Below are 14,301 nucleotides of genomic sequence, written 5' to 3' on the forward strand. Positions count from 1 at the left end.
TAATTCGCACCCGCGAGAACTTGTGGAAAGGGCGTCCCTCGGGACGCCCTTTTTTGTGAACCTCCGTTGGCAAACATATCGGTGCTAACCCAATTGCCTCGACGGTGGGATGAGGTGAATGTATGCTGCACTGGTTAGCCCGGCCCATAGATGCGGTGCTTTTTTTGAAGAAAGACGTAGGAGCGGTTTCTAAACTTAAATGGAAAGTTTTCTTCTTCTGTCCTTTATCCTCCTTGGGTCGGGAATCGCTATTGTCCCCATCGCCGTTTGGCTTGGGCTTGGTTCGGCTCTGGGGTTCCTGATCGCGGGCATGCTACTTGGCCCAAGTTTGTCAGCCTTGAACGTTGATGTAGAGAACCTGGAGCAGTTTGCCGAATTTGGCGTTGTCATGATGCTGTTCTTAATAGGCTTGGAGCTTGCGCCCAAAAAGCTTTGGGACCTGCGGCACAGGTTGTTGGGGTTGGGCGGGTTGCAACTGATTTGTACGACTCTTGCCATTATGGGGTTGGCGATCGCTTTGGGTCAGCATTGGCAGGCGGCACTAACAATCGGGCTCATTTTTTCGCTGTCGTCTACGGCAATTGTGCTGCAAACCCTGCACGAAAAAGGTTTGCTCATGGGTAGCGGAGGGCAGGCGAGCTTTTCTGTTTTGCTGATGCAGGACATCGCGGTGATCCCTATTTTGGCGTTACTGCCGCTGTTGGCGCTGCCTGATCTTGCGGCCACGGGTATCAACACGGTCAGCCACGGGCCTGCTGTCAGTTCCGGGTTTTCACTGAACCTTGTTCAGGCCTTGCCCGAATGGCTCAGGGCGGTTGTGACGCTTGGCTCGATCATCCTGGTCATCGTAGGCGGGTCATATTTTACCGGACCGGTTATTCGATATGTCGAGTCCGCCAATCTGCCCGAGCTTTTGACTGCCATGGCCCTTACCATCGTTGTCGGCGTCGCCGTACTGATGATGGCGGTTGGCCTGACGCCCGCGCTGGGGGCGTTCATTGCCGGCGTCGTACTGGCAAACAGCGAGTATCGGCACACGCTCGAAAAGGAGATCACTCCGTTCAAGGGTTTGTTTCTGGGCTTGTTCTTTGTGAGCGTCGGCGCCTCGGTGAACTTTGGATTAATGATGGAACACTTGGGTTTCGTTGTCGCGTTGACCCTTAGCGTGATGGCCATTAAGGCCGTGGTTTTGTATATTCTTGGTCGGCTATTTGGCGTCTCTGGCGGGAACAATTGGCTGTTTGCGCTGGGAATGGCGCAGGCAGGAGAGTTCGGGTTTGTGTTGCTGTCCTTCTCGGTTGCAACGCATGTGCTGAGTGCCGATCTAGCGAACACGCTGATCATTGTCGTTGCCCTGTCGATGGTGCTGACGCCGTTGTTTTTTGTGTTTTACGACAAGGTCGTTGCGCCCCGATACTTGCCTAAAGAACCGGCAGAGAGCTAAAGTTGTGGTCGCATCGTCGGCGCCGGCGTCGTGTCGAAAATCATCGAGTAGGTCGGCTCTGCCGACTGGTGGCCGGCAGTTGCTCTGAAGGAGCAATGAGAGTCCACTCGGTTGAACTAAAGAAGGCCGCTCCAATCCGGGGCGGCTTTTTTTGCCTTGAGATTTTCAAAAAGATTTGGGGTGAAGCAGAAAAGCTGTTCTAGGATTAAACTAAGCAACCATTGAGAAACATTATTGATCACATTCAAAGCGTTTGTATGAAGATAGTGGATTCCCAAAATCCGATTGAGGAGCGAGAATTGAAACAAGCGATTACCGCAATAATGAGGAAAATCGAAAGCGAAGGTTATCTAAACCCATTGGATGCACCAAAAGGCCGAGTGAAAGAGTTGTGCCGGAAGACCTGTTTTGAAGAAAATAAAGTAGGAAAACGTCTTCGGCTAAACAATCGAGGAACGCAGGTTCTAAATGCTCACTTGGCATTGGATCATATTTTGAGCGTTTTCTTGAATGATCAGTTCATCTCAGATGCGACCGTAAGAACTGATAGAATGGCCTTCAACCAAAAGGCTGAGTTGCTGTATTCTCTAGGTATTCTTTCCAGTGAAAAACTGTACTGGGCGAAGAAGGTAAACAGCCTTCGGAATAAACTGGCGCATGAGCTGGATTTTAGGGTGTCCGACGAAGACGTGAAAGAGTTTGTGGATCATTTCGAAAGCGTCGTTGATGACAAACTTTTGGAGCGTCTCCCATTCGCCCATGCACTTATGATCGTTGTTATGGGTGTAGAGGCGGACAGAATTCGTAGTTTAAGCTATGATGTCGAGCGACATTTATCGATGCTGAATGCGCGCAGAGTTTTGGACGATGTCGATTATGCAGGTCGTTGAAGTGGCGGCTCCGACATTGGCAGCTTAGCTTCATTTCCCGCTTGCCAAACCCCACCAACCCCTGTAAGCCGCGCGAGTTCTCAATAAGAACATCAAGGCGGGGTGATTCCCGCCTTTTGGGTTCGATGAGGGTTGGCGATGCGCGTCTGTCCTCCTCTCAACCTCAACGCCTGATAAAAGGCTGTTAATATGCAAAGCCAAAACATCCGTATTCGGCTGAAGGCATTTGACTATCGCGTTCTGGATGCCAGCACGCAAGAGATCGTCAACACTGCCAAGCGGACCGGCGCGAACGTGCGCGGCCCGATCCCGCTGCCGAACAAGATTGAGAAGTTCACGGTTCTCCGTGGCCCTCACGTTGACAAGAAGTCCCGCGACCAGTTCGAGATCCGTACGCACAAGCGTCTGCTCGACATCGTTGATCCGACCCCCCAGACCGTTGACGCGCTGATGAAGCTCGACCTCGCTGCTGGTGTGGACGTCGAGATCAAGTTGCAGTCGTAAGATCGGAGGGTATAGATTATGCGCTCTGGTATTATCGCAAAAAAAGTCGGCATGACCCGCCTGTTCATGGAAGACGGCAAGCAGATCCCTGTGACCGTTCTTCACCTAGACAACCTGCAGGTCGTTGCACAGCGTACCGCTGACAAAGACGGCTACACCGCCGTTCAGCTGGGCGCCGGTGCTGCCAAGGCAAAACGCACCTCGAAAGCCATGCGCGGTCACTACGCCGCTGCCAAGGTTGAGCCCAAGCGTAAGCTGGCCGAGTTCCGCGTCTCCGAAGATGGCCTGATCGAAGTGGGCGCCGAGATTTCGGCTGAACACTTCCTGGAAGGTCAGAAGGTTGACGTTTCCGGCACATCGATCGGTAAAGGCTTTGCCGGTGCGATGAAGCGCCACAACTTCGGTGGTCTGCGTGCTTCGCACGGTGTTTCGATCAGCCACCGTTCGCACGGTTCGACCGGTCAGTGTCAGGACCCGGGCAAGGTGTTCAAAGGCAAGAAGATGGCCGGTCACATGGGTGCTGCCCGTGTCACCACCCAGAACCTGGAAGTCGTCAAAACCGACGCCGACCGGAACCTGGTCTTCATCAAAGGCGCCGTTCCCGGACCGAAATCGGGCTGGGTCACCGTCAAGGACGCCGTCAAGAAGAAAGCACCGGAAGGCCTGCCTTTCCCGGCTGCTGTGAAATCGGCTGCAACCGAAGCACCTGCGGAAGAAGCACCCGCGGAAGGTGGTGAAGCATGAAACTTGATGTAATCAAACTGGACGGCGGCAAAGCCGGCAACATCGAGCTGGATGCGGACCTGTTCGGCCTGGAGCCGCGCGCGGACATCCTGCACCGTGTGGTCCGTTGGCAGCGCAACAACGCGCAGGCCGGCACCCACAAGGTCAAGACCCGCTCGGAAACCAGCTACTCGACCAAGAAGATCTATCGCCAGAAGGGCACCGGTGGCGCACGCCATGGTGACCGTAACGCGCCGATCTTCCGCGGTGGTGGTATCTACAAAGGCCCCGTGGTGCGTTCGCATGGTCATGACCTGCCGAAAAAGTTCCGCAAGCTTGGTCTGCGCCACGCTCTGTCGGCAAAAGCCAAGGCAGGTGAACTGGTCGTGATCGAGAACGCTGAAGCTGAAGGCAAGACCGCCGCTCTGGCCAAACAGGTTGCAAACCTGGGCTGGAAACGCGCTCTGGTCATCGACGGTGCGACCGTGAACGAAGGTTTCCTGAAGGCGTCGCGCAACATCGAAGGTCTGGATATCCTGCCGTCGATGGGTGCAAATGTTTATGACATCCTCAAGCGTGACACTCTGGTGCTCACCAAAGCGGCTGTCGAAGCACTGGAGGCTCGTCTGAAATGAGCGCGAAGGCAGAACACTACGACGTGATCCGCAAGCCGGTCATCACCGAAAAGTCGACCATGGCGTCCGAAAATGGCGCGGTTGTCTTTGAAGTGGCGATCGACAGCAACAAGCCGCAGATCAAAGAGGCCGTTGAGGCGCTGTTTGGTGTAAAGGTCAAGGCGGTCAACACCACCGTGACCAAAGGCAAGGTTAAGCGGTTCCGCGGCCAGCTGGGTCGTCGGAAAGACGTCAAGAAAGCATATGTGACCCTGGAAGAGGGCAACACCATCGACGTGTCCACCGGTCTCTGATCGAACTCGTCTTTGGAGAGAAACAAAACCCCCGCGTCAGCGGGGGTTTTTTTGTCACTACCTGCGCATGGTACTCTGTACATTGCCTGAGGTGATTTCAATCTGACGCTGCTTGAGCCCGGGCGGTATCAATGAAAACCTTCCAGCCGTCGGAATTGGCGAAGGCGCTCATCTTTTCGTGCAGCAAAGGCCCGTAAATAGCCCACATACGTTTGCGCAGGTCTCTTCCCTTGTCGGTGAGTTGCAGGACCTTGCCGCGCCGGTCGCCGTCGTGTTCGATTATTTCAATCAGGTCTTCCGCAGCCAGGCGCCGGCTCATATGAGACAAGTTTGACTGTTCAAAGATGACGTCCTGCGCCAGCTCGTAAGGACGCAATCTTCCTCCGTGCCGTTCTATGGACCACAGCAGGTCGTACCACTTCAACGGTGGCAGACCGGCATCTTTCAGGGCTGCGCTGATGTCCGATTGGATGATCCGGGTGGTCCGGTTCATGGCCACCCATATATCTGTTTCCAACGGTGTCGGCAGATTGCGCTTCACAACTTCGTGTTTACTCCAAAACTATTTGCAGGTTTATGTTGGCTCATTTAGATGAAAATTCATCTAAATTCCAGTGCCAATCGGATGAAAGGAATATCGCCATGACATTCAAATCTACGATCGCCGCAGTTGCTTTGACCATCGCTGTGACGCCGGCCTTTGCGCAGACCTACAAAACCGACCAAGGGCATACAGAAGTCCGGTTCAACTGGAGCCATGCCGGAGTTTCGACGCAGCACGGAGAGTTCACCAAGGTTGAAGGGGTGCTGAACCTGAACGCAGAAGATGTGGAGGCCTCGACGCTGAACGTGACGATTGACGCAAGTAGCCTGGCTTCGGGATTCGGACCTCTGGACGACGACCTGAAGTCCGCGAATTTTCTGGAGGTTGAAACCTATCCCGAGATCACCTTTGTCAGCACCGGGATTAAACGGACCGGTGACACCACGGCGGATGTAACCGGCGACCTGACTATCCATGGCGTGACCAAGCCCGTGACTCTGAAAACCACAATAACGCATCAGGGCGAACACCCGATGGGCAGCATCCTTGACTATTATCAGGGCGATTGGGTGGCCTTCTCGGCGACGACTGAGATCGACCACATGGAATTTGGCGTGGGTCCGTTTTCGACCGGGCCGATCACTATCATGATTGATACTGAGATGAAGGCGGACGGGTAAGCCAGTGCGTCGGAAAGACGTCAAGAAAGCATATGTGACCCTGGAAGAGGGGAACACCATCGACGTGTCCACCGGTCTCTGATCGAACCCGTCTTTGGAGAGAAATAAAGGCCCCCGCGAAAGCGGGGGTTTTTGTTTGTTATGCGGGAGATTTTTGTCGGGATTGGTTTCGTTTTGAGGCAAACTCTGCTCCAATTAGTTGAGATAACGAAATTGGCTAAACCCCTTATGAACAAATCTAGTAAGATCGAATTCAATCGTCCAACTAAGTACACTTTGTTAGAAGTTCTAGGAAACGGTGCTTGTGGCGAGACGGTCCACCTTCGAGACGAAGGAATGGATGCCGACTTCGTTGCGAAGAAGTATCTGCCGATAATTGCGGAGAAAGACGATCCAGATCTTTTTTCAGAGTTGCTTGGAAGGTTCCGTGACGAAGCGCGGATACTGTTTAGGCTCAATCATCCAAACATCGTCCGAGTTTTCAACTACTTTGACTACAGTGAGTACAAAACGTCGTACATTCTGATGGAATATGTTTCGGGTACGGAGTTACTGGACTACCTCAAGCAATACCCAGCTAAAGCGGACAGAGTGTTCGAGGGTGTTGTCGATGGGTTTGCGCATTTGCAGTCGCGAGGGATTCTCCATCGCGACATTCGCCCCGCCAACATTCTCATCGAAGAGACGGGCACACCCAAGATTATAGATTTTGGTTTCGGAAAAGAAATCGACATCGGAAAATCTGGGGATGATAGAAAGAGTATCTCTCTTAATTGGTGGTGTGAAACTCCTCCCGAGTTCTCTGATGCAAAATATGATTTTCAGACTGAAGTTTATTTTGTTGGAAAGCTCTTTCAGCTGGCAATTCAGGAATGTGGTTTAAGCGACTTCAAGTATAGGCTGCTCTTGATCTCAATGTGTAACCCGGATCGTGCTAGTCGCACTGCATCATTCGAGGACGTCAAACGCTCGATAAATGAGGGCAAGTTCTCTGAACTCGCCTTCTCCGAAGGGGAAATTGGTACGTATCGAAGTTTTGCCAAGGCTTTATCTGAAGTGGTTTCGTCAATTCAATCTGATGCGCGTTTTGACAGAGAGCCTGCGAAAGTGCTGAATAAACTCGAGGAACTTTATCGAAAGACAATGCTCGAAGAAACGCTTGCTGCTCCAAACAAGTTGGTATCTGTTTTTGTATTGGGCTCTTTCCGATTTTGGACGAGCACCGAAGTCGAGGTTGAGACGCTACTCAAATTCATCGAGCTGATGCGAGGGCTATCGGAGGAAAAGCGTAGCATAGTTTTGGAAAATCTAATTCTGCGCTTAGAGGCATGTGAACGCACAGAGCCTAAAATTGATTACGACGACATACCCTTTTGAAGCCTGGATTTACTTTAAGAAATCAACAGATTTGTACAGCGCTTGTGGTGAGCAATCGAGTCTACTGGGAATCTCAAGGAACCCTATAGACACCCACCCCCAACACTGCTAAATGCACCCAATCTTGCGGCCTCGGATTCGTTCCGGGGCCTCTGATATTTGTAACCGGGGACCTTCGGGGCCCTATACCCTTGGCACCTACGGGGGCCTATCACATAGCAGGGAAACCCCCTGCACTTGCTAAACGGAAGACAGAAAGCATGGCACTCAAGTCGTACAAGCCGACGACGCCGGGCCAGCGCGGGCTGGTGCTGATCGACCGTTCGGAGCTTTGGAAAGGACGTCCGGTCAAGTCTCTCACTGAGGGTTTGACCAAATCGGGCGGCCGGAACAACACCGGACGGATCACTTCACGCCGCCGCGGCGGTGGCGCAAAGCGTCTCTACCGGATCGTTGACTTCAAACGGAATAAATTTGATGTCGCGGCAACCGTCGAGCGGATCGAATATGACCCGAACCGGACCGCATTCATCGCACTGGTAAAATACGAAGACGGCGAGCAGGCATATATCCTGGCTCCGCAGCGTCTGGCTGTTGGTGACAAAGTCGTGGCATCCGCCAAGGCTGACATCAAGCCGGGCAACGCAATGCCGTTCTCGGGCATGCCAATCGGTACTATCGTCCACAACATCGAGATGAAGCCTGGCAAAGGCGGTCAGATCGCACGTGCGGCCGGTACTTACGCTCAGTTCGTTGGTCGCGATGGCGGCTACGCTCAGATCCGTCTGAGCTCGGGCGAGCTGCGCATGGTCCGTCAGGAATGCATGGCCACCGTTGGTGCCGTGTCCAACCCCGACAACTCGAACCAGAACCTCGGTAAAGCCGGCCGTATGCGCCACAAAGGCGTTCGTCCGTCGGTTCGTGGTGTTGCAATGAACCCGATCGATCACCCGCACGGTGGTGGTGAAGGTCGTACCTCGGGTGGCCGTACGCCGGTTACTCCGTGGGGTAAGGACACCAAGGGTAAGCGTACCCGCAACAAGAACAAAGCGTCCCAGAAGCTGATCATCCGCTCGCGGCACGCCAAGAAGAAGGGACGTTAATCTATGTCTCGCTCTGTTTGGAAGGGTCCTTTCGTCGATGCTTACGTGCTGAAAAAAGCCGAAGCAGCGCGCGAGTCGGGCCGCAACGAAGTCATCAAGATCTGGTCGCGTCGTTCCACCATTCTGCCCCAGTTCGTGGGTCTGACCTTTGGTGTGTACAACGGCCATAAGCATATCCCCGTCAACGTCTCGGAAGACATGATCGGTCAGAAGTTCGGTGAATACTCGCCGACCCGTACCTATTATGGCCACGCCGCAGACAAAAAAGCGAAGCGGAAGTAAGTCATGGGCAAGGAAAAGAACCCCCGCCGCGTGGCTGAAAACGAAGCAATGGCGAAAACCCGCATGCTTCGCACCAGCCCGCAGAAACTGAACCTGGTTGCGCAAATGATCCGCGGCAAGAAAGTCGAGAAGGCTCTGACCGACCTGACTTTCTCGAACAAGCGTGTCGCGCAGGACGTCAAGAAGTGCCTGCAGTCCGCAATCGCCAACGCCGAGAACAACCACAACCTGGACGTCGACGAGCTGATCGTCGCCGAAGCATGGGTTGGCAAAAACCTGGTCATGAAGCGCGGTCGCCCGCGTGCCCGTGGTCGGTTCGGCAAGATCATGAAGCCGTTCTCGGAGATCACCATCAAGGTGCGTCAAGTTGAGGAGCAAGCCTAATGGGTCATAAAGTAAATCCGATCGGCATGCGCCTGCAGGTCAACCGCACCTGGGACAGCCGCTGGTACGCCGACACCAAGGACTACGGTGATCTTCTGCTGGAAGACCTCAAGATCCGTGAGTTCATCAACAAAGAGTGCAAGCAGGCCGGTGTTGCCCGTGTGATCATCGAACGTCCGCACAAGAAGTGCCGCGTGACGATCCACACTGCACGTCCCGGTGTCATCATCGGCAAGAAAGGTGCAGACATCGAAGTTCTGCGCAAAAAGCTTGCTCGAATGACCGACAGCGAACTGCACCTGAACATCGTCGAAGTGCGCAAGCCCGAGCTTGACGCGCAGCTGGTTGCCGAGTCCATCGCTCAGCAGCTGGAACGTCGTGTTTCGTTCCGTCGCGCAATGAAGCGCTCGGTTCAGAACGCCATGCGCATGGGCGCCCTGGGTATCCGGGTGAACGTCGCTGGCCGTCTGGGCGGCGCCGAAATCGCACGGACCGAGTGGTATCGCGAAGGCCGCGTGCCTCTGCACACCCTGCGTGCCGACATCGATTACGCACATGCCGAAGCGATGACCCCCTACGGGATCATCGGGATCAAGGTCTGGATCTTCAAAGGTGAGATCATGGAGCACGATCCGCAGGCACGTGACCGTAAAGCACAGGAACTCCAGGACGGCCCTGCACCTCGTGGTGCTGGTGGCGGTCGTCGCTAAGGAGGGAAAGATATGCTTCAACCAAAGCGTACTAAATTCCGCAAGATGCACAAAGGCCGGATCAAGGGCGAAGCCAAGGGCGGCTCTGATCTGAACTTTGGCACCTACGGCCTGAAAGCTCTTGAGCCTGAGCGTGTAACCGCGCGCCAGATCGAAGCTGCACGTCGTGCCATGACGCGTCACATGAAGCGTCAGGGTCGTGTCTGGATCCGCATCTTCCCCGACACTCCGGTCACTGCAAAGCCGATCGAAGTTCGTATGGGTAAAGGTAAGGGTTCGGTCGACCGCTGGGCATGTAAAGTCAAGCCTGGCCGCGTGATGTTCGAGATCGATGGCGTCAATGACGACATCGCCCGCGAGGCCCTGCGCCTGGCCGCGATGAAGCTGCCGATCAAGACCCGCGTCGTGGTCCGCGAAGACTGGTAAGCCTGTCTTTGACAAATTTAGAAAACCTCGCCTATCCGGCGGGGTTTTTTGTTTTCTGACAAGATGCGTTACTCTTCACCCTGTCGCACATTTCAGCGAGCGATTTCAAAACAGGGAGTTTCCAAATGGTTTCCAAATCAGAGATTGAATCGATTGACGAAAGCTTCTTCTCCGCACTGAATGCGATGTTCGAAGGTGATATAGGGCCGATGGAGGCGCTTTGGTCTCACGCGGATGACGTCATATACATGGGGCCGTCCTCAAGTTTGTTTCACGTTGGGTGGAAAGTCACGGATCAGGATTGGGTTGCGCAGGGGCAGGCGCATCTGGGCGGTTCGATCAAGGTTCTCAAAAGGCATATCTTCGTGGCGGATAGCCTCGCCACCGTGCACCATTTCTCCGAGGTAACGGGGCAGGGTGATGGTTCAAGTATTCGGATGCGCGGCACTAACATTTATCGTAACGAGGATGGCGTCTGGAAACTGATTGTGCATCACTCTGATCCGCTTCCCTATATTGATCTGTGAATACGGGTATCGCGTCGACAAAGGCGCGAACCGTTTCGGCTATCGCACCTTGCTGCCAATTGGGGTAAGGGACGCCTATGGCACAGATTGAATCACTCTTCGTTACCCGTCTTTATCGCGCAGCTTTGTCCGAGTTTGATCCCAAGATCGACCAGGAAGAGCTGGAAAGTTCCTGCCTTGTCATCGCCGAAGATGATGAGGCCGGGCAGCAATGGTGTGAAGAGAACGGCTATCCCGGCTACACCAGCTATGCCTCGCTGACTGATCTGCCGTGGCGGTTCCCGATCTTTGCCGATCTGGTCACGGCGCTGGACAGCCACGTGGCGGCCTTTGCCAAGGATCTGGAGTTCGATCTGGGTGAGGGCGAGCTGAAGCTCGAGGACCTGTGGATCAACATCCTGCCCGAAGGCGGCATGCACTCCAGCCACCTGCACCCGCACAGCGTGATTTCGGGCACCACCTATGTCTCGATGCCTGAAGGCGCAAGTGCTCTGAAACTGGAAGACCCTCGTTCAGGCCGCATGATGGCCGCACCGACGCGGCTTAAGGGCGGGCGGCGGGATTTGCAGCCGTTCATCTACATGAAGCCTCAGGTAGGCGATGTTCTGCTGTGGGAAAGCTGGCTGCGCCATGAGGTGCCGATGAACATGGCCGAGGAAGAGCGGATTTCAGTGAGTTTTAATTATAAGTGGGATTAGAGTAGAAGGTCTCCGAAAATCTCAGAAAACTAGTGGAAATTTATTTGAGAGGTTAGGACGGCTAGCCTCAACGATTTTTCGTTTAATCAATTCGACACAATTGTACAAACTATTTTAACGTATCCGAAACCGCAAACTCCACCTGCTTCCGTGGCAATTCGAGAGCCGGTGTAGGATTCAACACTGGAAGCAAGATCCCGGCAAACCTCGTCTGCAAAAGTTTGATTTTGGTTTGACCCAGAATTGGCCCTGAACCACCGGCAGTCGCGATGATACTCAATTTCGCCAGGGAGGCTACCATATAACTGACGGCAAGCTCCCAAGCTTTCCCCGATACATCCATAAACTACTTTTTCCTCCCGAACCGCTGTGGAGTACGCCACGTCCGGTTTAACGGGACTTTTCTGGATCACTGCTGGCGCCGTTGAGCCCTCATTTTGTGTTTCATTTCGACGTTCGCTGTGATTAGCAGACTCAACACCCACTCCGATACTTCTTGGAGCTGAAAAATCCGTGTCATCGATTGGCCACAATGGATAGAATGCCGCCAACGATAAAACAAAAAATAGTGGTCCGAAAACGCGTAGGCGTCGGGTTGCGTCTGGTTTAAGCTCGGGGATTTTGTAACTGGCGATTTCGGCGCCCCCAAACCATGGAGCGAGCGCGAAACTCAACGTAACAATGACAAATATTATGCCCACCGCTTCCGGAAACCCGGCAATTGAATATGTACTGGCGTGTTCCATAGAATCGATTGTAGGATTTTTTGTTCGATTTAATCTACCTGTCTTATTAATTTGCTTTAAAACTGATGATCGGCATATCGCAGAACGGCTGCTTGAAACTTTCCCTTGTCACCCACCCCCCAAACCCTTATACGGCGGCATCCTGCGTTCCCCCGGCTGAGTCGGGGGATTCGTATGTCTATCATTCATCCACCAGGTCCAAGGTGACCCGTGTACGGGGCCTTCTGGTGTTTTGAGCAAAGGAAAAAGGCGATGAACGCCCAAGAACTGCGTGACAAGACCCCGGACCAGCTCCGCGAGGAACTGGCCAACCTGAAGAAAGAAAGCTTTAACCTGCGCTTTCAACAGGCCACCGGTCAGCTGGAAAGCACCGCCGGCATCAAAGCGGCCCGCCGCAATGCTGCCCGCGTTAAAACCATTCTGAACGAAAAGGCCGCTGCTGCGGCATCCGAGGAGTAATCAGATGCCCAAGCGTATCCTGTCCGGAATCGTAACCAGCGACGCCAACGAGCAGACCGTGACCGTTTCGGTTGAACGCCGCTTCAAGCACCCGCTGCTGCACAAAACCGTTCGTAAGTCCAAGAAATACCGGGCTCATGACGAAAAGAACGCCTTCAAGGTCGGCGACACCGTACGCATCATCGAATGCGCGCCGAAATCGAAGACGAAACGTTGGGAAGTTCTGGAAGCGTAAGCTTCCGGGATTTTTCATTTGTCGAAACCCTGGGGGATCTAACCAGACCAGCCCCCACAGGTCGGGAGAAACCACATGATCCAGATGCAGACCAATCTGGATGTCGCTGACAACTCCGGCGCTCGCCGAGTTCAGTGCATCAAGGTCCTGGGTGGTTCCAAGCGTAAATACGCCTCCGTCGGCGACATCATTGTCGTCTCGGTGAAGGAAGCCATCCCGCGCGGCCGCGTGAAGAAAGGTGACGTCCGCAAGGCCGTCGTCGTACGCACCGCCAAGGAAGTCCGTCGCGAAGACGGCACCGCGATCCGTTTCGATCGCAATGCCGCCGTCATCCTGAACAACAACAACGAGCCCGTAGGTACCCGTATCTTTGGCCCGGTTGTTCGTGAACTGCGCGGCAAGAACTTCATGAAAATCATCTCGCTGGCTCCGGAGGTGCTGTAATCATGGCTGCTAAACTCCGCAAAGGCGACAAGGTCGTCGTGCTGGCCGGCAAGGACAAGGGCAAAGAGGGAACCATCACCTCGGTTGACCCGAAAGCCGGTAAAGCTGTTGTCGACGGCATCAACATCGCCATCCGCCACACCCGCCAGACCCAGAACAGCCAGGGTGGTCGCCTGCCTCAGGCAAACCCGATCGAACTGTCGAACCTGGCTCTGCTGGACAAGAACGGCAAAGCAACCCGCGTTGGCTTCCGCATGGAAGGTGACAAGAAAGTGCGCTTCGCCAAGACCACGGGGGACGTGATCGATGCTTGATAACGCAACCTACACCCCGCGTCTGAAAGCTCAGTACGCTGAAACCATCCGTGCCGCTCTGAAAGAAGAGTTCGGCTACAAGAACGACATGCAGCTGCCCAAGCTGGAAAAAATCGTTCTGAATATCGGTTGTGGTGCTGAAGCGGTCAAAGACTCGAAGAAAGCGAAAGCTGCCGTCGAGGATCTGACTGCGATTGCCGGCCAGAAGGCCGTTGCAACCAAGGCGAAAAAGTCGATCGCGGGTTTCCGCGTCCGTGAAGAAATGCCGCTGGGTGCAAAAGTGACCCTGCGCGGTGACCGGATGTACGAATTCCTGGACCGTCTGATCACCATCGCGATGCCGCGCGTTCGTGACTTCCGCGGTGTGAAGCCGTCTTTCGATGGTCGTGGCAACTTTGCCATGGGCATGAAAGAGCACATCGTGTTCCCGGAAATCGACTTCGACAAGGTCGACGAGGTCTGGGGCATGGACATCGTAATTGCCACCACAGCGAAAACCGACGCTGAAGCAAAGGCACTGTTGAAAGCTTTCAACATGCCGTTCAACGCGTAAGCGCCGGGAGGATTGAGACATGGCTAAAAAAGCAATGATCGAACGCGAGAAGAAGCGCGAGCGCCTGGTGGCCAAATATGCCGCAAAGCGTGCCGAGCTGAAAGAAATCGCGAATGACGAGAGCAAGCCGATGGAAGAGCGTTTCAAGGCGCGTCTGAAACTGGCGAAACTGCCGCGCAACAGCTCGGCTACCCGTCTTCACAACCGCTGTCAGCTGACCGGTCGTCCCCACGCTTACTACCGTAAGTTGAAGGTCAGCCGTATCGCGCTGCGCGAGCTGGGTTCTGCTGGTCAGATCCCCGGCATGGTGAAATCGAGCTGGTAAGGGAG

22 protein-coding genes and 1 pseudogene are annotated in these 14,301 nt (G+C 54.2%); 22 read left to right on the plus strand and 1 reads right to left on the minus strand.

Translation table 11 applies throughout. From position 1 onward, the window contains the following. Positions 1–199 precede the first annotated feature (199 nt). From GOX66_RS20190 to GOX66_RS20215, 6 genes are all read left to right on the plus strand, one after another. The gene (locus GOX66_RS20190; RefSeq protein ID WP_170764946.1) at positions 200–1,444 is read left to right on the plus strand and encodes a cation:proton antiporter domain-containing protein; all 1,245 of its coding nucleotides are present in this window, start codon (positions 200–202) and stop codon (positions 1,442–1,444) included. Positions 1,445–1,743: 299 nt separating this feature from the next. Then, positions 1,744–2,334, plus strand: coding sequence for a hypothetical protein (locus tag GOX66_RS20195; RefSeq protein ID WP_170764948.1), 591 nt, complete (start codon positions 1,744–1,746; stop codon positions 2,332–2,334). A 189-nt stretch (positions 2,335–2,523) separates the two neighbouring features. Further along, complete coding sequence (gene rpsJ / locus GOX66_RS20200) at positions 2,524–2,838, plus strand: 30S ribosomal protein S10 (RefSeq protein ID WP_008756422.1); 315 nt, start codon at positions 2,524–2,526, stop codon at positions 2,836–2,838. Between the two features lie 18 nt (positions 2,839–2,856). Next, positions 2,857–3,582 carry a 50S ribosomal protein L3 gene (gene rplC / locus GOX66_RS20205; protein ID WP_170574972.1) on the plus strand — a complete coding sequence of 242 codons (726 nt, stop codon included), beginning with the start codon at positions 2,857–2,859 and terminating at the stop codon, positions 3,580–3,582. Next, the gene (gene rplD, locus GOX66_RS20210; protein WP_170764950.1) at positions 3,579–4,196 is read left to right on the plus strand and encodes a 50S ribosomal protein L4; all 618 of its coding nucleotides are present in this window, start codon (positions 3,579–3,581) and stop codon (positions 4,194–4,196) included. Before rplC ends, rplD begins: the two co-directional genes overlap by 4 nt. After that, the gene (locus GOX66_RS20215) at positions 4,193–4,489 is read left to right on the plus strand and encodes a 50S ribosomal protein L23 (RefSeq protein WP_010437040.1); all 297 of its coding nucleotides are present in this window, start codon (positions 4,193–4,195) and stop codon (positions 4,487–4,489) included. The genes rplD and GOX66_RS20215 overlap by 4 nt, the downstream gene beginning before the upstream one ends. A 97-nt stretch (positions 4,490–4,586) precedes the next feature. Here GOX66_RS20215 and GOX66_RS20220 read toward each other — a convergent pair whose 3' ends face one another. Continuing rightward, the gene (locus GOX66_RS20220; RefSeq protein ID WP_170764952.1) at positions 4,587–4,982 is read right to left on the minus strand and encodes a MarR family winged helix-turn-helix transcriptional regulator; all 396 of its coding nucleotides are present in this window, start codon (positions 4,980–4,982) and stop codon (positions 4,587–4,589) included. Positions 4,983–5,131: 149 nt separating this feature from the next. Here GOX66_RS20220 and GOX66_RS20225 point away from each other — a divergent pair, with 149 nt between their 5' ends. The 16 genes and pseudogenes from GOX66_RS20225 (at position 5,132) to rpsN (ending at position 14,296) form a co-directional block, all read left to right on the plus strand. Next, positions 5,132–5,713: a YceI family protein gene (locus GOX66_RS20225; RefSeq protein ID WP_170764954.1), complete on the plus strand. Its 582-nt coding sequence runs from the start codon at positions 5,132–5,134 to the stop codon at positions 5,711–5,713. Positions 5,714–5,717: 4 nt separating this feature from the next. Then, positions 5,718–5,795, plus strand: a pseudogene (locus GOX66_RS20230) (50S ribosomal protein L23); the annotation flags it as partial. A gap of 59 nt (positions 5,796–5,854) precedes the next feature. Next, on the plus strand, positions 5,855–7,090 hold the full coding sequence (locus tag GOX66_RS20235; RefSeq protein ID WP_170764956.1) for a serine/threonine-protein kinase: 1,236 nt from the start codon (positions 5,855–5,857) through the stop codon (positions 7,088–7,090). Positions 7,091–7,350: 260 nt separating this feature from the next. After that, entirely contained in the window at positions 7,351–8,193 is an 843-nt protein-coding gene (rplB, locus tag GOX66_RS20240; RefSeq protein ID WP_008757664.1) for a 50S ribosomal protein L2, read from the plus strand. 3 nt (positions 8,194–8,196) lie between these two features. Next, positions 8,197–8,475 (plus strand): 30S ribosomal protein S19, encoded by a 279-nt coding sequence (gene rpsS, locus GOX66_RS20245; RefSeq protein WP_010437056.1) that lies wholly within the window; start codon positions 8,197–8,199, stop codon positions 8,473–8,475. A 3-nt stretch (positions 8,476–8,478) separates the two neighbouring features. After that, positions 8,479–8,859: a 50S ribosomal protein L22 gene (rplV, locus tag GOX66_RS20250; protein ID WP_039538267.1), complete on the plus strand. Its 381-nt coding sequence runs from the start codon at positions 8,479–8,481 to the stop codon at positions 8,857–8,859. Then, positions 8,859–9,569: a 30S ribosomal protein S3 gene (rpsC, locus tag GOX66_RS20255; protein ID WP_008758042.1), complete on the plus strand. Its 711-nt coding sequence runs from the start codon at positions 8,859–8,861 to the stop codon at positions 9,567–9,569. The genes rplV and rpsC overlap by 1 nt, the downstream gene beginning before the upstream one ends. Before the next feature lie 12 nt (positions 9,570–9,581). After that, positions 9,582–9,995 (plus strand): 50S ribosomal protein L16, encoded by a 414-nt coding sequence (rplP, locus tag GOX66_RS20260; protein WP_085823145.1) that lies wholly within the window; start codon positions 9,582–9,584, stop codon positions 9,993–9,995. A gap of 125 nt (positions 9,996–10,120) precedes the next feature. After that, a complete protein-coding gene (locus GOX66_RS20265; protein ID WP_170764957.1) occupies positions 10,121–10,522 on the plus strand; it encodes a YybH family protein in 402 nt (133 codons plus the stop codon). Between the two features lie 77 nt (positions 10,523–10,599). Then, entirely contained in the window at positions 10,600–11,220 is a 621-nt protein-coding gene (locus GOX66_RS20270; protein ID WP_170764959.1) for a 2OG-Fe(II) oxygenase family protein, read from the plus strand. A gap of 998 nt (positions 11,221–12,218) precedes the next feature. Beyond that, positions 12,219–12,425: a 50S ribosomal protein L29 gene (gene rpmC, locus GOX66_RS20275; protein WP_037311745.1), complete on the plus strand. Its 207-nt coding sequence runs from the start codon at positions 12,219–12,221 to the stop codon at positions 12,423–12,425. 4 nt (positions 12,426–12,429) lie between these two features. Next, positions 12,430–12,660, plus strand: coding sequence for a 30S ribosomal protein S17 (gene rpsQ / locus GOX66_RS20280; RefSeq protein ID WP_039538279.1), 231 nt, complete (start codon positions 12,430–12,432; stop codon positions 12,658–12,660). Between the two features lie 75 nt (positions 12,661–12,735). After that, the gene (gene rplN / locus GOX66_RS20285; RefSeq protein ID WP_008757934.1) at positions 12,736–13,104 is read left to right on the plus strand and encodes a 50S ribosomal protein L14; all 369 of its coding nucleotides are present in this window, start codon (positions 12,736–12,738) and stop codon (positions 13,102–13,104) included. A gap of 2 nt (positions 13,105–13,106) precedes the next feature. Beyond that, the gene (rplX, locus tag GOX66_RS20290; RefSeq protein ID WP_170440482.1) at positions 13,107–13,418 is read left to right on the plus strand and encodes a 50S ribosomal protein L24; all 312 of its coding nucleotides are present in this window, start codon (positions 13,107–13,109) and stop codon (positions 13,416–13,418) included. Further along, entirely contained in the window at positions 13,411–13,971 is a 561-nt protein-coding gene (rplE, locus tag GOX66_RS20295) for a 50S ribosomal protein L5 (RefSeq protein WP_170764961.1), read from the plus strand. The genes rplX and rplE overlap by 8 nt, the downstream gene beginning before the upstream one ends. A gap of 19 nt (positions 13,972–13,990) precedes the next feature. Next, the gene (gene rpsN / locus GOX66_RS20300; protein ID WP_010437098.1) at positions 13,991–14,296 is read left to right on the plus strand and encodes a 30S ribosomal protein S14; all 306 of its coding nucleotides are present in this window, start codon (positions 13,991–13,993) and stop codon (positions 14,294–14,296) included. The last annotated feature ends 5 nt before the right edge of the window (positions 14,297–14,301 follow it).

Origin of the sequence: Ruegeria lacuscaerulensis, from assembly GCF_013031245.1 — a bacterium.
Taxonomy (GTDB): Bacteria; Pseudomonadota; Alphaproteobacteria; order Rhodobacterales; family Rhodobacteraceae; genus Ruegeria; species Ruegeria lacuscaerulensis_C.

Coding starts and splice junctions, on each gene's coding strand:
- GOX66_RS20190 (WP_170764946.1), top strand. CDS start 200: ATGGAAAGTTTTCTTCTTCTGTCCTTTATCCTCCTTGGGTCGGGAATC.
- rpsJ (WP_008756422.1), top strand. CDS start 2,524: ATGCAAAGCCAAAACATCCGTATTCGGCTGAAGGCATTTGACTATCGC.
- rplC (WP_170574972.1), top strand. CDS start 2,857: ATGCGCTCTGGTATTATCGCAAAAAAAGTCGGCATGACCCGCCTGTTC.
- rplD (WP_170764950.1), top strand. CDS start 3,579: ATGAAACTTGATGTAATCAAACTGGACGGCGGCAAAGCCGGCAACATC.
- GOX66_RS20215 (WP_010437040.1), top strand. CDS start 4,193: ATGAGCGCGAAGGCAGAACACTACGACGTGATCCGCAAGCCGGTCATC.
- GOX66_RS20220 (WP_170764952.1), bottom strand. CDS start 4,982: ATGAACCGGACCACCCGGATCATCCAATCGGACATCAGCGCAGCCCTG.
- GOX66_RS20225 (WP_170764954.1), top strand. CDS start 5,132: ATGACATTCAAATCTACGATCGCCGCAGTTGCTTTGACCATCGCTGTG.
- GOX66_RS20235 (WP_170764956.1), top strand. CDS start 5,855: ATGCGGGAGATTTTTGTCGGGATTGGTTTCGTTTTGAGGCAAACTCTG.
- rplB (WP_008757664.1), top strand. CDS start 7,351: ATGGCACTCAAGTCGTACAAGCCGACGACGCCGGGCCAGCGCGGGCTG.
- rpsS (WP_010437056.1), top strand. CDS start 8,197: ATGTCTCGCTCTGTTTGGAAGGGTCCTTTCGTCGATGCTTACGTGCTG.
- rplV (WP_039538267.1), top strand. CDS start 8,479: ATGGGCAAGGAAAAGAACCCCCGCCGCGTGGCTGAAAACGAAGCAATG.
- rpsC (WP_008758042.1), top strand. CDS start 8,859: ATGGGTCATAAAGTAAATCCGATCGGCATGCGCCTGCAGGTCAACCGC.
- rplP (WP_085823145.1), top strand. CDS start 9,582: ATGCTTCAACCAAAGCGTACTAAATTCCGCAAGATGCACAAAGGCCGG.
- GOX66_RS20265 (WP_170764957.1), top strand. CDS start 10,121: ATGGTTTCCAAATCAGAGATTGAATCGATTGACGAAAGCTTCTTCTCC.
- GOX66_RS20270 (WP_170764959.1), top strand. CDS start 10,600: ATGGCACAGATTGAATCACTCTTCGTTACCCGTCTTTATCGCGCAGCT.
- rpmC (WP_037311745.1), top strand. CDS start 12,219: ATGAACGCCCAAGAACTGCGTGACAAGACCCCGGACCAGCTCCGCGAG.
- rpsQ (WP_039538279.1), top strand. CDS start 12,430: ATGCCCAAGCGTATCCTGTCCGGAATCGTAACCAGCGACGCCAACGAG.
- rplN (WP_008757934.1), top strand. CDS start 12,736: ATGATCCAGATGCAGACCAATCTGGATGTCGCTGACAACTCCGGCGCT.
- rplX (WP_170440482.1), top strand. CDS start 13,107: ATGGCTGCTAAACTCCGCAAAGGCGACAAGGTCGTCGTGCTGGCCGGC.
- rplE (WP_170764961.1), top strand. CDS start 13,411: ATGCTTGATAACGCAACCTACACCCCGCGTCTGAAAGCTCAGTACGCT.
- rpsN (WP_010437098.1), top strand. CDS start 13,991: ATGGCTAAAAAAGCAATGATCGAACGCGAGAAGAAGCGCGAGCGCCTG.